The sequence below is a fragment of the Halomonas sp. TD01 genome, assembly GCF_923868895.1.
Taxonomy (GTDB): Bacteria; Pseudomonadota; Gammaproteobacteria; order Pseudomonadales; family Halomonadaceae; genus Vreelandella.
Map to the genome: position 1 here is coordinate 3,127,817 of NZ_OV350343.1, position 14,323 is coordinate 3,142,139.

At 52.2% G+C, this 14,323-nt stretch carries 13 protein-coding genes; 9 read left to right on the forward strand and 4 right to left on the reverse strand.

Translation table 11 applies throughout. The features are described from left to right. Positions 1-387: 387 nt before the first annotated feature. Genes frdA through frdD form a run of 4 tightly spaced genes read left to right on the forward strand, consistent with a single transcriptional unit; the run spans position 388 to position 3,777 of the window. Complete coding sequence (gene frdA, locus L1X57_RS13965; protein ID WP_009724668.1) at positions 388-2,175, forward strand: fumarate reductase (quinol) flavoprotein subunit; 1,788 nt, start codon at positions 388-390, stop codon at positions 2,173-2,175. Next, the gene (locus L1X57_RS13970) at positions 2,172-2,954 is read left to right on the forward strand and encodes a succinate dehydrogenase/fumarate reductase iron-sulfur subunit (protein ID WP_009724669.1); all 783 of its coding nucleotides are present in this window, start codon (positions 2,172-2,174) and stop codon (positions 2,952-2,954) included. The genes frdA and L1X57_RS13970 overlap by 4 nt, the downstream gene beginning before the upstream one ends. A gap of 14 nt (positions 2,955-2,968) precedes the next feature. After that, positions 2,969-3,364 carry a fumarate reductase gene (locus tag L1X57_RS13975; RefSeq protein WP_009724670.1) on the forward strand — a complete coding sequence of 132 codons (396 nt, stop codon included), beginning with the start codon at positions 2,969-2,971 and terminating at the stop codon, positions 3,362-3,364. Beyond that, the gene (gene frdD / locus L1X57_RS13980; RefSeq protein WP_009724671.1) at positions 3,364-3,777 is read left to right on the forward strand and encodes a fumarate reductase subunit FrdD; all 414 of its coding nucleotides are present in this window, start codon (positions 3,364-3,366) and stop codon (positions 3,775-3,777) included. Before L1X57_RS13975 ends, frdD begins: the two co-directional genes overlap by 1 nt. A 150-nt stretch (positions 3,778-3,927) precedes the next feature. Here the strand turns inward: frdD and L1X57_RS13985 are convergent, their stop codons facing one another. From L1X57_RS13985 to L1X57_RS14000, 4 genes are all read right to left on the reverse strand, one after another. Beyond that, the gene (locus L1X57_RS13985) at positions 3,928-4,818 is read right to left on the reverse strand and encodes a bile acid:sodium symporter family protein (RefSeq protein ID WP_009724672.1); all 891 of its coding nucleotides are present in this window, start codon (positions 4,816-4,818) and stop codon (positions 3,928-3,930) included. Positions 4,819-5,189: 371 nt separating this feature from the next. Further along, positions 5,190-6,257, reverse strand: a complete 1,068-nt coding sequence (locus tag L1X57_RS13990; protein ID WP_009724673.1) for a TRAP transporter substrate-binding protein — start codon at positions 6,255-6,257, stop codon at positions 5,190-5,192. A 26-nt stretch (positions 6,258-6,283) separates the two neighbouring features. Continuing rightward, positions 6,284-7,573: a TRAP transporter large permease gene (locus L1X57_RS13995; protein WP_009724674.1), complete on the reverse strand. Its 1,290-nt coding sequence runs from the start codon at positions 7,571-7,573 to the stop codon at positions 6,284-6,286. 3 nt (positions 7,574-7,576) lie between these two features. Beyond that, the gene (locus L1X57_RS14000; protein ID WP_009724675.1) at positions 7,577-8,128 is read right to left on the reverse strand and encodes a TRAP transporter small permease; all 552 of its coding nucleotides are present in this window, start codon (positions 8,126-8,128) and stop codon (positions 7,577-7,579) included. A gap of 352 nt (positions 8,129-8,480) precedes the next feature. Here L1X57_RS14000 and araD point away from each other — a divergent pair, with 352 nt between their 5' ends. From araD to L1X57_RS14025, 5 genes are all read left to right on the forward strand, one after another. Further along, the gene (gene araD, locus L1X57_RS14005) at positions 8,481-10,211 is read left to right on the forward strand and encodes an L-arabinonate dehydratase (protein WP_009724676.1); all 1,731 of its coding nucleotides are present in this window, start codon (positions 8,481-8,483) and stop codon (positions 10,209-10,211) included. A gap of 13 nt (positions 10,212-10,224) precedes the next feature. Then, positions 10,225-11,028 carry an HpcH/HpaI aldolase family protein gene (locus L1X57_RS14010; RefSeq protein ID WP_009724677.1) on the forward strand — a complete coding sequence of 268 codons (804 nt, stop codon included), beginning with the start codon at positions 10,225-10,227 and terminating at the stop codon, positions 11,026-11,028. A 1-nt stretch (position 11,029) separates the two neighbouring features. Continuing rightward, entirely contained in the window at positions 11,030-11,920 is an 891-nt protein-coding gene (locus tag L1X57_RS14015; RefSeq protein ID WP_009724678.1) for an aldose 1-epimerase, read from the forward strand. Further along, on the forward strand, positions 11,913-12,794 hold the full coding sequence (locus tag L1X57_RS14020; protein ID WP_009724679.1) for an SMP-30/gluconolactonase/LRE family protein: 882 nt from the start codon (positions 11,913-11,915) through the stop codon (positions 12,792-12,794). The genes L1X57_RS14015 and L1X57_RS14020 overlap by 8 nt, the downstream gene beginning before the upstream one ends. A gap of 72 nt (positions 12,795-12,866) precedes the next feature. Then, positions 12,867-14,315, forward strand: a complete 1,449-nt coding sequence (locus L1X57_RS14025; RefSeq protein ID WP_009724680.1) for an NAD-dependent succinate-semialdehyde dehydrogenase — start codon at positions 12,867-12,869, stop codon at positions 14,313-14,315. Positions 14,316-14,323 lie beyond the last annotated feature (8 nt).

Sequence of the window (14,323 nt, forward strand, 5' to 3'; positions counted from 1 at the left end):
AGGCGATGGTTGAGTAATGCTGTTCATACTGCCTCTCTCTTTCTCTTCAGTTGTTTTTAAGTTCTTCTATTTTCTAAGTATTATTTCGGCAGTAAAGCCACACCGGAATATTGACCTTGTCTTTAAAAGCTTTGCCTTTAAAAACTTTTTCTTTAAAAACAACGCCGAAAACACCTGCCGATGGCAGTGAGTTATTTGAAGAGTAGATGGTATGGCACTAGGGTAAAAGCAGCGCCAACTCGATTTCTATTTTTCTTGATGTACATCAATAGTCCTTTGGACTAATGAACAGAGCTCGCCACGGGTATGGTAAGTTCAAATAAAGAAGACGACGCCGCAGAGTGTCGCCACTAACGCGCTTTGGCCTGGCTAACGGAAGGAAGTGTTATGCAGCAGCGAGATTTCGATATCGTCATTGTAGGAGGCGGTGGGGCAGGCTTACGTGCGGCTATTGGCGCTGCTGAGCACGCTAAGGAGCATAAGACACCTCAACGTATTGCGCTGCTGTCAAAAGTCTACCCGATGCGCTCCCATACCGTGGCCGCTGAAGGGGGCGCTGCCGCGGTTACCAGTGCTGAAGACTCCCATCAGGCCCACTTTGACGACACGGTGTCAGGCGGTGACTGGCTAGTTGAACAGGGCGTCGTCGACTACTTTGTCCATCACGCCTATCAAGAGCTGGTGCAGATGGAGCGCTGGGGCTGCCCATGGAGCCGCAAAGACGATGGCCAGGTGCAGGTGCGCCGCTTTGGCGGCATGAAAACTGCCCGCACCTGGTTTGCTGCCGACAAAACTGGCTTCCATATGCTGCACACGCTGTTTCAGACCTCGCTGAAATACCCTGAGATTGAGCGTTTTGATGAGTATTTCGTGCTTGATCTGGCGGTTCACGAAGGTGCAGTGATAGGTGTGATTGCGCTGCAGGTAGCCACTGGCGAATTGACGCTGCTGCGTGCTAAAGCGGTGATACTGGCCACCGGTGGCGCGGGGCGCTTATTTCGTTTCAATACTAACGCGGGCATTGTGACTGGCGATGGCATGGCCATGGCTTATCGTCACAGTGTGGCGCTGCGGGACATGGAGTTTGTTCAATACCACCCCACCGGTTTACCCGGTTCCGGCATTTTGATTACCGAAGCGTGCCGGGGGGAAGGCGGCATTCTGCTCAATAAAGATGGTTATCGCTATCTGCAGGATTATGGACTTGGCCCGGAAACACCGCTGGGCAAGCCGGAAAACAAATATATGGAACTGGGGCCGCGGGACAAACTCTCACAGGCTTTCTGGCAGGAGCAGCAGGCGGGCCGCACTGGCAAGTTTGGTGACAGCGACGTGGTCTATCTTGATCTGCGCCACTTGGGTGAAAAATACATCCTAGAGCGCCTACCGTTTATCTGCGAGCTGGCTAAATCCTATATCAATGTTGACCCTGTGAAAGAACCGATTCCCATTCGCCCGGCGGTTCACTACACCATGGGGGGAATTGAGACCGATCCTCAGTGCGAAACGTCTATTGCTGGGCTCTATGCTGCAGGGGAGTGCGCTTCTGTAGGTTTGCACGGAGCTAACCGGCTGGGCTCCAATTCTCTGACCGAGCTACTGGTATTTGGCCGCTTGGCGGGTGAGCAAGCCAGTAAGCGGGCGGCACAAACCGAGTGGGCGGATACGCGCCTGCTGGAAGCCCAAGCCGAGCATCAGCAAGCGACTTTGGCGCGCCTCTGTGATGGTGAAGGCAGCGGCGAATCCTGGGTAGAACTTAAGCACGCCATGGTGCAAGCCATGGAGAGTGGCTGTGGTATTTACCGCACCGAAGAAGGCATGCGCCATTCGCTTGAGACCATGCGTCAGTTGCGCGAGCGCTATGCCAAAATTCGCGTTAACGATACCAGCAAGATATTCAACACCGAGCTGCTGGAGTGCATCGAACTGGGATACGGCCTGGATATTGCCGAAGCCTCTTGCCTAGGAGCACTTGAACGGCGTGAATCCCGCGGTGCTCACCAACGCTTAGATGAAGGCATGCAAAAACGCGACGACGTTAATTATCTCAAGCACAGCCAAGTCTTTTACCAAGGTGAAGCACCGGCCGAGCTGCGCTGGCAGGACGTTGATGTTCGGTTTTCCGCACCGGCTGAGCGGGCTTACGGCGATGCGGGCAAGGGGGGCAAGGTATGAGTACCGAGCAGATCACTACCAAGAGTGTCAGCACTAATAACACCAGCATCAAGCACATTAGCGTTAAACGTTACCTGCCAGACAGCTCGGCTGAAGCTTACTGGCAGCAGTACGAGATGCTGGTGGATGACAGCACCTCGCTGCTGGATGCCCTGAATCATATTAAAGAGCAGCTTGATAGCACCCTGAGCTACCGCTGGTCGTGCCGCATGGCGATTTGTGGCTCGTGTGGGGTGATGGTCAACGGCATTCCAAAGCTCGGCTGTAAAACCTTCCTGCGCGATTATGAAGGCGAGATCCGCATCGAGCCGCTATCCCACTTCCCCGTGCAGCGGGATCTGGTGGTGGATATGGAAATATTCCTTGAGCACTTAGCGGCGGTTAAGCCCTACCTGATAGATGACAATCCGGTAAAACCCTATGACCCGAAGGCACCGGAAACCTATCAGCAGACCCCCGAGCAGCTTGCCCGTTACAAGCAGTTCGCTAACTGCATAAACTGCGGGCTTTGTTACTCCGCCTGCCCGCAGTTTGGGCTGAACCCTGAATTCCTGGGCCCGGCGGCACTAACACTCGCCCACCGTTACAACCTGGATAGCCGCGACCATGGCAAAAAACAGCGCATGACCGAGCTTAATCGACACGAGGGTGTGTGGAGTTGCACCTTTGTCGGCTTCTGTTCGCAGGTATGCCCAAAGCATGTCGACCCCGCCGCTGCCGTTAATCAGGGCAAGGTCGAGGCTGCCAAACATACCTTAATTGCGCTGTTTAAAGGGTGAGGGGAGAAAAGATCATGCATAAATCATCATCGCAACGTCTGCCACCACTGAAACGCAACTGGTGGCTGAAACACCGGTTTTTTAAGCTCTATATGCTGCGCGAGGCCACGGTACTGCCGCTGGTGTTTTTCACGCTGTGTTTACTGGCCGGTATGGTTGCCCTACTTCAGGGGGCGGATAGCTGGCAGGGGTGGATTGCCTTTATGGGCTCGCCCATTGTGCTGCTGCTGAATCTTTTAGCGCTGGCCGCTAGCCTGTTTCACGCCGCGACCTTCTTTGTGCTGTTTCCTCGTGTAATGCCGCTACGCATCGCTGGGCATAGCCTTCCTGATAAGGCCATTGTCGCTGGTCAGTGGGCAGGTGTAGTGGCTGTTGCACTGTTATTTTTCTGGCTATTGGGGAGGGCGTAATGATGGAAAAACCAGCTATGGAAAAACTAGCTATAAACGAACACGGACCCCAGCATAAACAAGCTTTTGATGAACCACTCTGGTGGAGCCTGTTCAGTGCCGGCGGCGTATGCTTTGCGGTTATCTTGCCCGCCGTCATTCTATTTATTGCCATTTGCCTGCCCCTTGGCCTGCTGCCTGCTGGGGCGCTGAGCTATGAGCGGGCGTCCAATCTGCTGTTTAGTGTGCCGGGCTTTCTGTTTGTTGGCGCGGTGGTTTGCTTGCCGTTATTTCATGCCGCCCACCGCCTGCGCCACGGGTTGTTTGATATCAGCGTGGGCAATGACATACTTAATAAAAAACTGATGTACGGTGCAGCCGCCTTACTGAGTGTTTTGGCGCTAGGTTTAGTGGTGGTAGGTATGTTCGGTTAAACGGTGTGACGCTAGGACTAACTTCTTATGACGGACAGTATTCATCCGCACAGGGTGGGGGGAGCGAAATGTTGTAGGCTCTCTCCTACCAACACGCACGACCGCTGAAAACAGCTGTTCGCGCTGAGTAGGCCCATTTAAGTCACCGTTTCATGAGTATCGCCGCGCAACTGTTCGCTGGCTATCTCGCCATTGGCAGGTGAACATCCAGATAAATACAGGCACATTCATTAATAGCCCGTATAGAAGCGGAACTAAGCCAATATTTGGCTGCTGCAGAAGCGCGAAAGCCACCATCATGGCTACACCTGCGTTTTGCACGCCGACCTCAACGGTAATCGCGCGGACACTGGCATCAGGAAGTCGTAAGCGGCGTGCGGCTTGGTGGCCTAACGTCATACTCAAGACACACAGTAGCAGCACTGCCAGGGTTTCGATGCTTAACAGTGACGGAAGGCGTTGCGCATGGCTTAACCATAGCGTGATCACTACGCCGATCATCGCCATTCCCGTTAGTACTTTTATTTTGGGCAGTATCCAGATCAGTATGGATGTCCCCAATAATTGTCGCAGCAGCATACCTGCGAGCACAGGTGCAAGGGTTACAAGCAATAGCTTTCCGACGGTAGGCCAGTAGGGGAGGCTTAGCCCAGCACTGCTCAACGTTAGAAATTCTAGGTGCCAGCCCATCACCAGCGGCAGCGTGAAAGGAGCGAGCACCGCGGCAATGGCGGTCAAGCTGACGGACAAAGCCAGATCGCCCTGCACGAGATAGCTGAACATGTTGGAAGTGGCACCCCCAGGCACCAGCGAGACCAGCAGCAACCCGGCGGCGGCTGGCGGCGAAAGGGGAAGCAATGCCACTAGTCCCCAGGCCAGCAGCGGTAGTGCCAGTATCTGTAGGCTTGTGCCGATCACGAGACGGCGAGGGTGGCGACAGGTTTGGACAATATCTATTTTGGTAAGGTTGAGTCCCATTGTCATCATCACACCGGCCAATACCCAGGGAAGCAGTACTTGCGACAACCAATCGGGAGCCATTTCAATTCCTTGAAAAACAGTTTTAACGAGGCGTTCGGTTCTGCGGAGGTCTGTATCTCGATCCTGGTCTGAGCTCTCTCATCACCATTGTGCCTAACACCCTATATACGAGGGCTAATCCAGCCAGCGAGGATTTCAGCCTAGCTAGAGCATGATATGACCATTAATTCGATTTTTCTATATTAGTAATCAATGTGTTTATTCAACAGTGATGAGTGCAAACTCAGCGTCTGCTCTAGGTTGAGTTAATGTCACCAATCTAGGGGAAAGGTCAACATGTTTTCAATGCGTGGACTAGTTTGCTTGTAAAAAAAGGCGCATTTTCATGCGCCTTTTTACTCTTTTGCTATGATTTGTTAGCTATATTTATACTAACGCATTACTGACTCGCGATCTGCATCGACACGCTGTTGGGCTCTATCCCGTGCGTTCTCAAACTCCTCAATGAAACGCTCACCTTCCTCTTCGAAGTTTTCCAGGTACCAGTCGCGTACTGGCTCTGCAATAGCTCGGAACTCTTCCATTTCTTCATTGGTGGGGGTGTATAGTTCACCACCCGCTTCCCGCCAGATTCGATAGGCTTCAAGCTCTTTGCGAGGCTGAATGCCAAACTGAATGACCGACATCATTGCAGCTCCGTCAGCCACGACGCGCTGCTGTTCAGGTGTTAGTGATTGGAACTTTTGATTTCCCATCAGCCACATGGATGACATGTAGGCATGGTTATCTAGCGTCATGTACTTAATGACTTCTTGAAAGTTCATATTTGTAATGTCGGAAATGGAGTTGAGCGTTCCGTCCACGACACCAGTTTGCAGGCCTGTATAGACTTCAAGCCATGGTAGCGGGGTAGGTGAGGCGTTCATCTCGCGTACCATAATCTGCTGGATTTGCGATTCAATCGTGCGAAAGCGTAGACCCTCTGCATCAGCAGGTGTCCGGACTTCACGCTCGCCATTAACGATATTCCGCCAGCCACCTGTTTGAGTCATGGCCATCAGACGAATGGAATCGTTACTGGCCTCCAGTAGTTCATCGCGCAGAAAGCCGGTGAACTCTGGATCAGTCAGCATGGTCATCGCTGTGCGATCATCCGGAAATGCATAGGGGATATCTAAACCTTGAATGGGTGGATAGATAGCCGCTACACCTCCGGCCGTGGCGGTAAATAGATCAACAATACCGGCCTGCATGGCTTCAAAGCATTCGTTGGCTGAACCACATAGTTGAGCGCCGACGAAGATGTTGACATTCACTTCACCGCCTGTGCGGCTTTCAACGTAGTTCTTAAACACCTGGGCAGCGTCGTATTCTTGGTCTTCCTCATTGGCAAGAAATACTAAATTAAGGTCTGTCGCTTGGGCGATGCTAGCGCTGCCTAGTGCGGCACCAAGGAACAGTGTTGTTAGAGCTGTCTTAGCTTGCTTCATCATTTTCATTGTTCTCCTAAGGAAGGAAGTTAAGGTTATGCGACATACCCAAAGAACCGTGGCAGAGCCAAAATAAGATCGGGGATGTAGACAAGGGTGAAGAGAATGGCAATCTCCACCAGGAATAGTGGCATCATTTCCCAAGCAATCTTTTCGATGCTTTCTTTGCTAATGCTGCTCACTACGAAAAGCACCAAGCCCATCGGAGGGGTGATTAACCCCATGATTAGGGAAATGCTCATTACCACTGCGAAATGAATTGGGTCGACACCGATGCCTATCATGACGGGGGCAAGGATTGGGCCAAGGATAAGTATCGCAGGGCCAGCATCCATGATGGTGCCGACTGCTAATAGGAATGCGACGACAAGGAAAAACAGCAGTCGAGGGTCATCGGTAATTGAGAGTATAAAATCGCTAACGAGTTGTGGTGTTCCTTTAAGGCTGATTAAAGAAGCAAATGCAACCGCAGCACCGACTAATAGCAAAATTACCGCTGAGTTAATGGCAGCTTTGCCAAATAGCTTGGGTAGGTCGCGGAAGCTAATTTCACGCGTAAAGAAAAGCCCAAGTATTAAGGCATAAAATGCAGCAACGGCTGCCCCTTCGGTAGGAGTGAAAATGCCACCAACAATACCGCCGATCAAAATAACGGGGGTTAACAGCGGCATAAAAGCGGTGACAAACGCCTGCCATTTTTCAGCCCAGCTAGCTTTCGGAAGAGGCTCTGGAAACTCTTTGAAACGCGCCATGATAGCGATGGTGATCATTAAACCTACGCCAATAAGAATGCCTGGTACAACGCCCCCAGCGAACATGCCGGCCACCGATACATTCATTATAAAAGCGTAAAGTATGAAAATGCCGCTAGGCGGAATGATACTTGCGATAACAGCCGATGCGGCAGTGATCGCGGCAGAGAACCGGTTGGTATAGCCCGATTGTTTCATAGCGGGAATCATTACTGACCCCATGGCGGATGCATCCGCAACAGCAGAACCTGAGCCACCAGCAAGCATTAAAGAAGAAGCGACCGATACTTGCCCAAGTCCTGCTCGCCGGTGACCAATCAGTGTTTCAGCGAAGCGGACTATTCGGGATGTTACCCCTCCGGCGGTCATCAATTCACCAGCCAAAATAAAGAAGGGAAGCGCCATTAACGGGAAGCTGTCTATCCCAGCAAAGAGCCGCTGGAATAGCAGGTTAAGGAACATAGGCCTTCCTTCCAGCAATAGGCTAACGCCAGGTGCAAAAAGCATTAGGAAGACAATAGGCATGCCTGCAACTAGCAGGAAGAGGAAAATCCACAGATACGCGAAAGTCATAAGTTATACCTCTGTATTGCTATCAGCGCTGGGCCGATCCTGCGTATACAGCAGGGCGTTAGGAGCAAAGAGGCCGTAACTCAAACGCAGCACCCGTTCTAAGGAACTCAGACTGGTTAGGGCAAAGCTCAATGGCAATACTAAATAGATGTAAGACATGCTGATGCCTAAAGAAAGGCTCACGCTCGTTGCGCCACGCTCTACACGTTCAAATCCTAGTTTCATACACCATATGAGCACTGCCAATACGCATATCTCCAGCAGCAACTGAAGTAATCGCCATGGAGAAGAGTTTTTAAACCAGTTAGTTGCGATTTCTAAGCTGGCATTTAAACCCTGGCGATGAGCAGCAGGGAAAAATAAAAACGCCATCCAGACCATCATGTAGCGGGCTAGTTCTTCGGTCCAGCCAAAGCTGTCGTTCAGTACATAGCGAAAAAACACATGGGTAACCATGATGCCTAGCATAGTGGCGAGCAGCAGGGTGGCTGCATAGCCTGCCCAGCGAGTTGAGATCCCGTTAAAGCGATCTAGTAGAGCTATAAGCTTCTGCATAAGCGGCTCCAAAAGGCAACGGCTCTATAGATAAGTACTATAGATGTGTCTTGTGCCTTCGATTATTATTGGATTGTTTATCGTAGCGCTGCGAAAATATTAAATTGCCCGCTGTTAAGCTGTCAAGCAGCCTAGAAGATATCTTGTTAGACAAAGGTATTAATTTTAATAAATTGTAATTAATAACGTCTATTAACAAGGAAAATCGGCTAATCGCTATTTTTAGAACCCTGTTTTCTTATGCTTGGTTGACAATATGAAAAAGGTTTAGCTATATTTTCGTAGCGCTACGAAAATATAGCTGAGGGCAGTATTCACATTGCCCGCCCTCTATGACCGGAAGGCAATGAAGATGAATGGAACGCAACGCAAGATTGAAGAGCTACGCAGCCAGCGGTGGTACAACTCGCAAGACATGCGTGGTTTTGCGCACCGGCAGCGTACACAACAAATGGGCTTACGGCGTGAGGAATTCATGGGTAAGCCAGTAGTGGGCATCATTAATACCTGGAGCGACCTCAGCCCGTGTCATGCTCATTTGAGAGATCGTGCTGACGCAGTGAAAAGGGCGGTTTGGGCAGGAGGTGGTTATCCCGTTGAGCTGCCTGCATTGTCTCTTGGTGAAGTACTGGTGAAGCCGACAACCATGCTATATCGCAACTTTTTAGCGATGGAAGCAGAGGAATTGCTCCGCAGTCATCCCATAGATGGTGTGGTTCTTCTGGGGGGCTGTGACAAGACAACTCCTGCGCTGTTGATGGGGGCTATCAGCATGGATATTCCCGCCATCTTCTGCCCAGCAGGTCCCATGCTTAACGGGAAGTGGAAAGGGAAAACTTTAGGGGCTGGAACCCATACGCGTAAATATTGGGATGAATTGCGCAGCGGCAATATTTCGCAAGATGACTGGGTGGATCTTGAATCCAGGATGACTCGCTCAAACGGTACCTGCAATACCATGGGTACTGCCTCCACCATGACATCGATTGTCGATACCATGGGGCTGACGCTGCCTGGAGCCTCCAGTATCCCCGCATCTGATGCGGCGCATATACGCATGGCATCCTCCTGCGGCAGTCGCGTTATTGAGATGATCTGGGAAGACCTCAAGCCTTCTGACATTCTCACCCGAGACAACTTTCTCAATGGTGCCAAGTGCTATATGGCGCTCGGTGGCTCCACCAATGCGGCTATTCATTTGATTGCGCTTGCCCGACGGGCCAACGTAAAGCTCACTCTAGATGACTTAGACGCTGTCGCACGAGAAATTCCGGTGCTGACAAATATCTTTCCTTCAGGACAGTATCTGATGGAGGATTTCTATTATGCAGGTGGCCTTCCCGCGTTGCTAATTCAGCTAGTTGATCATCTTGATCTAACGACCAAAAGCGTCAGTGGTCGCACGCTCAAGGAAGATTTAGAAGGTGCCGAGTGCTACAACAACGACGTTATTCGCCCGCTAGATAACCCTGTATGTGAAGGGGCTGCGCTTGCTGTTTTGCGTGGCAACTTGGCCCCCCGTGGGGCGGTCATCAAACCGAGTTCTGCCGACCCGAAATTGGTAAAGCACCGTGGTCGCGCCATTGTTTTCGAGAATCACGCCGATATGGTGGCGCGTATTGACGACCCCGAGCTGGATGTCACCGCAGACAGTATCTTGGTGCTAAGGCAAGCAGGCCCAAGGGGTGCGCCAGGCATGCCCGAGTGGGGTGCTCTGCCTATCCCTAAAAAGCTTCTTGCACAAGGTGTTCGGGATATGGTGCGCCTTTCCGATGCTCGTATGAGCGGTACCCACTATGGTACTTGCGTGCTGCATATTGCGCCGGAGTCTGCTGTAGGCGGGCCTCTCGCTTTAGTACGTGATGGCGATGAAATTGAGCTTGATGTGGCTGCTCGCCGCCTAGAGCTGCTTGTGGATGCGGCAGAGTTAGACGCTAGACGTCAGTGCTGGCGAGCACCAAGTCCGCGCATTGATCGTGGCTATACCGCGCTTTTCCAGGAGCATGTTACCCAGGCCGATATGGGCTGTGATTTCGATATCCTGCAAGGCGGTCAGCGTCAGGGCGAACCGGAAATTTTCTAAGGAGAACAATAATATGACAACGCTTCCTAAAAATCGCTTCAAGCAGTGGCTTCATGATCCCGCGAAGGTTCCGGTAGGCACTTGGTTAATGACTGCTAGCCCCAATGTGGCTGAAGCAATTGGCTGGGCGGGTTTTGATTTTCTTGTGCTCGATATGGAGCATGTTCCTGTGGATGTGCCTCAAGCGATCGCTATTATGCAGGCAGTGGCAGGTACTCCTGCGGAGCTGGTGGTCAGGCTTCCCTGGAATGATCCCGTGATGGTTAAACGCGTGCTGGATAGTGGTGCTCAGAGCTTGATGTTTCCCTACATACAAAATGCTGAAGAAGCGGCGCAAGCCGTTAACTCAACCCGCTATCCGGGTAAAGGAAATCGCGGCGTTGCGGCAGTGCACCGAGCCAGCCGCTATGGCACCGTAGCGGATTATCTGCAGCGTGCTGATGAAGAAATAGCCGTCATTCTACAGTTAGAGACGCCCGAGGCGCTGGCGGCTATGAACGACATTGCGGCCGTTGAGAATATTGATGGTTTGTTCGTGGGGCCAGGTGACCTTTCGGCCGCCATGGGGCGTATTGGCGACATTCGACACGCTGAGGTGCAATCTGCGATTTCAGCAGCGGTAGCGGATAGTCAGCGGCTTGGGCTTCCTTGCGGCATTGTTGGCGCGGAACCAGGGTTAGTAAGCAGCTATCGTGCTCAAGGTTTCAGCTTTGTCGCTGTCGGTTCAGATATGAGCATGATGATGTCGCGTGCTAAAGAGTATGTGGCAGCGCTCAAGGGCCAAGTTGCTGATACAGCAGATAGCGGCGTGTATTGATATGGTTCCGTTATGCCATGGCAATTTAGAGGCGAGTCTGCTGCCTGGTTGTGGCGGTGCTTTTTCCTATTTGCGCTGGAAAGGGCAAGACCTTCTTAGGCCTCTGGTGTCGGGTTGCGATAGCTTGCCTGAGGGGCCACGGCATAGTGGCGGTTATGTATTGGCGCCTTATTCAAACCGAATCGCCGATGCCGCTTTTTCATGGCAAGGCGAAACCATCTGCCTGAAACGTAATTTTGGTAATCACCCTCACAGTTTGCACGGATTTGCCTGGCAGCGGGCCTGGGAGCTGGTTCGCCAAGATGAGCAGAGCCAAGACAGGGCCACTTTGGTTTTACACCATTTACCAGATACCGACTGGCCGTGGAGCTGCAAGGTCACTCAAGAAGTTTCTCTAGGCCCCAACCGTGTCAGCCTGACGCTTAGTCTTGAAAATCTCGATACCCGCCCTATGCCGGCAGGGTTGGGCTGGCATCCCTATTTTCAGCGTACGCCAAAAGTGCAGCTTGAGTTTGCCGCCGCGTCTGTATGGATTAATGATGATAGGCAACTCCCCACGCATCAGGTCACACCTCCTGATAAGTGGCATTTTTGCCACTTGCGGCCGCTGGAGTGGCCAGGCGTAGATAACTGTTATACAGGCTGGTCACGACATGCGCAGATTCACTGGCCAGAGTATCGGTTGCGCCTGCGGCTATTGGCCTCTGAGGAACTGAGTCACTTGGTGCTCTTTACGCCTGAACAGCAAGACTTTTTTGCCCTTGAACCAGTCAGTCATGCCAACGCCGCTTTAAATAGTGATAAGCCCCACGCCCACGGTATGCAGACCCTAGCCCCGGGAGAGAGTTTCTCCTGCCATTTGCAATTGAACCTCGAGGAAGATCATGGCTGATGCTAGCTTGCGAACTGCCCTACCTGTCCAGGCCGCTTTAGGCGAATGCCCTCTCTGGGCTGAAGACGAGCAAGCGCTTTATTGGGTTGATATTGAAGCGCCTAGTCTTAATCGTTTCAACCCGCTCACAAGTGAAAATCGCCGCTGGACGTTACCTGAAAACATTGGTTGTGTCGGACGGCGTGAAGGTGGGGGATTTATTGCAGGTCTGCGATCGGGATTATGGCTGCTAAATGAACAAGCAGAGCTTATTTATTGTCTTGCTCGTCCAGTTGCTGATACGACGATTAGTCGCTTTAACGATGGGCGGGTTGACCCTTGGGGGCGTTTCTGGGCGGGTACCATCCATGAGCCCCGCGATACCCCAGCAGCCTCGTTATTTCGGGTCGGTGCTGACCTGAGCTGCCAACGCCTGGCAGGTGACATCAAAGTCTCCAACGGTGTGGCGTTCAGCCCAGATCGACGCTGGGCCTATCACTCAGATACGCCAAATCATGTGATCTATCGTTATCCCCTGGATCCTGAAAGTGGTGAACTCATTGGGCCAAGAGAGATCTTTCATCAATTTCCCTTTGGTAATGGTCGTCCTGATGGGGCCGCTGTCGATGTAGAGGGGTATTACTGGACAGCCCTTTACGAAGGCGGGCGCATTGCTCGGCTATCGCCAACAGGCGAGATTGTTGCTGAATATGCTGTACCCGCAAGGTGCCCGACGATGTGCGCGTTTGGCGGACCCGATCTTAAAACGCTGTACGTTACATCAGCGCGTCACGGCCGACCTGCAGATGAGCTTGAGGCTTATCCCGAATCTGGGAACCTGTTTGCTATGCGTGTCGATGTGGCAGGGCAAATCGAGCCTATGTTCCGAGGTTAAGTTGCTGATGTTAAGCCACTAGCGTTAAAGCACTCACGTTAATGAACGAATAACTATTTAGAGGACACAGCAATGCTCAAGTTAAAAGATGCCACACTACAACGCGATGCTTGTCTTGTGGGTGGGAGTTGGATTAGCGCTGATGATAACCAGTTTGATGACGTCACTAACCCCGCTGATGGGAGCGTGCTGGGTCGGGTGCCTCACCTCGGTGAAGCAGAGACACTGCGCGCTATCGATGCGGCTGAAGAGGCGTTGCCTGCGTGGCAAGCGCGATCAGCTAAAGAGCGGGGTGCAATGCTGCGTCGCTGGCACGATTTATTGCTTGAGCACCAAGATGACTTGGCTGCGCTGATGACGGCAGAGCAGGGTAAGCCCCTTGCAGAAGCGCGTGGCGAAATCGGTTTTGCCGCCAGTTTTTTTGAATGGTTCGCTGAGGAGGGACGGCGCACTTACGGTGATGTTATTCCTAGCCCTCAGAGCGATCGCCGGTTACTTGTCATTAAACAGCCCGTTGGCGTGTGTGCGGCGATTACCCCTTGGAACTTTCCAGCGGCGATGATTGCTCGTAAAGCAGGGCCTGCACTTGCGGCAGGCTGCACCATCGTTATCAAGCCTGCTGGGCAAACGCCCTATTCGGCATTAGCAATGGCTTTGCTGGCCCAGCGCGCTGGCATCCCAGACGGGGTTGTTAATGTAGTGACGGGTGACGCTCGCGCTATTGGCCGCGCGATGACCGAGAGCCCAAAAGTACGTAAGTTGACGTTTACTGGCTCCACCGGTGTTGGCAAGTTGTTGCTTCGACAGTGTGCTGATTCTGTTAAGAAAGTGTCTATGGAGCTGGGGGGTAATGCGCCTTTTATCGTGTTCGACGACGCTGATCTGGAGAAGGCCATAGAAGGTGTGATGCAGGCGAAATTCCGCAATGCAGGGCAAACCTGTGTTTGCGCCAACCGTATTTTCGTTCAAGCAGGTATTCACGATGCTTTTGCAGCTAGGCTTGCCCAAGAAGTCGCCAAGCTACAGGTCGGTGATGGCGCTGAAGAAGGTGTTCAGGTTGGCCCGCTCATTGATGCCGCTGCCGCTGACAAAGTGATGGAGCAGCTTAATGATGCGGTGGCGAAAGGCGCTACCCTGTTACAAGGCGGTGAGCGCCGTGGGGCTAACTTCCTTACGCCTGCTGTTATTACCGGTGCGACGCCTGAGATGGACTGTTTCAATGAAGAAACCTTTGGCCCATTAGCTCCCGTGTTTAGCTTTCAGGATGAAGCGGAAGTCATTCGTCTTGCGAACGCGACGGAATATGGTCTTGCGGCTTATTGCTACACCCGCGATTTAGGCCGAGCCTGGCGGCTTTCTGAAGCACTTGATTATGGCATGGTGGGCATTAACAACGGCCACGTTTCTACTTGTGAAGCACCTTTTGGCGGTGTTAAGCAGTCAGGTCTTGGTAGGGAAGGAGCTCGTCAGGGAATCGAGGATTACCTCGAAACCAAGTATATCAATATGGCGATTGAGTGAGGCAATTC

What these genes read in the sequence shown, in the direction of transcription:
- L1X57_RS14025 (WP_009724680.1), top strand. Translation starts at nt 12,867, where the DNA reads ATGCTCAAGTTAAAAGATGCCACACTACAACGCGATGCTTGTCTTGTG.
- L1X57_RS14020 (WP_009724679.1), top strand. Translation starts at nt 11,913, where the DNA reads ATGGCTGATGCTAGCTTGCGAACTGCCCTACCTGTCCAGGCCGCTTTA.
- L1X57_RS13990 (WP_009724673.1), bottom strand. Translation starts at nt 6,257, where the DNA reads ATGAAAATGATGAAGCAAGCTAAGACAGCTCTAACAACACTGTTCCTT.
- L1X57_RS13970 (WP_009724669.1), top strand. Translation starts at nt 2,172, where the DNA reads ATGAGTACCGAGCAGATCACTACCAAGAGTGTCAGCACTAATAACACC.
- frdA (WP_009724668.1), top strand. Translation starts at nt 388, where the DNA reads ATGCAGCAGCGAGATTTCGATATCGTCATTGTAGGAGGCGGTGGGGCA.
- frdD (WP_009724671.1), top strand. Translation starts at nt 3,364, where the DNA reads ATGATGGAAAAACCAGCTATGGAAAAACTAGCTATAAACGAACACGGA.
- araD (WP_009724676.1), top strand. Translation starts at nt 8,481, where the DNA reads ATGAATGGAACGCAACGCAAGATTGAAGAGCTACGCAGCCAGCGGTGG.
- L1X57_RS13995 (WP_009724674.1), bottom strand. Translation starts at nt 7,573, where the DNA reads ATGACTTTCGCGTATCTGTGGATTTTCCTCTTCCTGCTAGTTGCAGGC.
- L1X57_RS14000 (WP_009724675.1), bottom strand. Translation starts at nt 8,128, where the DNA reads ATGCAGAAGCTTATAGCTCTACTAGATCGCTTTAACGGGATCTCAACT.
- L1X57_RS14010 (WP_009724677.1), top strand. Translation starts at nt 10,225, where the DNA reads ATGACAACGCTTCCTAAAAATCGCTTCAAGCAGTGGCTTCATGATCCC.
- L1X57_RS13985 (WP_009724672.1), bottom strand. Translation starts at nt 4,818, where the DNA reads ATGGCTCCCGATTGGTTGTCGCAAGTACTGCTTCCCTGGGTATTGGCC.
- L1X57_RS13975 (WP_009724670.1), top strand. Translation starts at nt 2,969, where the DNA reads ATGCATAAATCATCATCGCAACGTCTGCCACCACTGAAACGCAACTGG.
- L1X57_RS14015 (WP_009724678.1), top strand. Translation starts at nt 11,030, where the DNA reads ATGGTTCCGTTATGCCATGGCAATTTAGAGGCGAGTCTGCTGCCTGGT.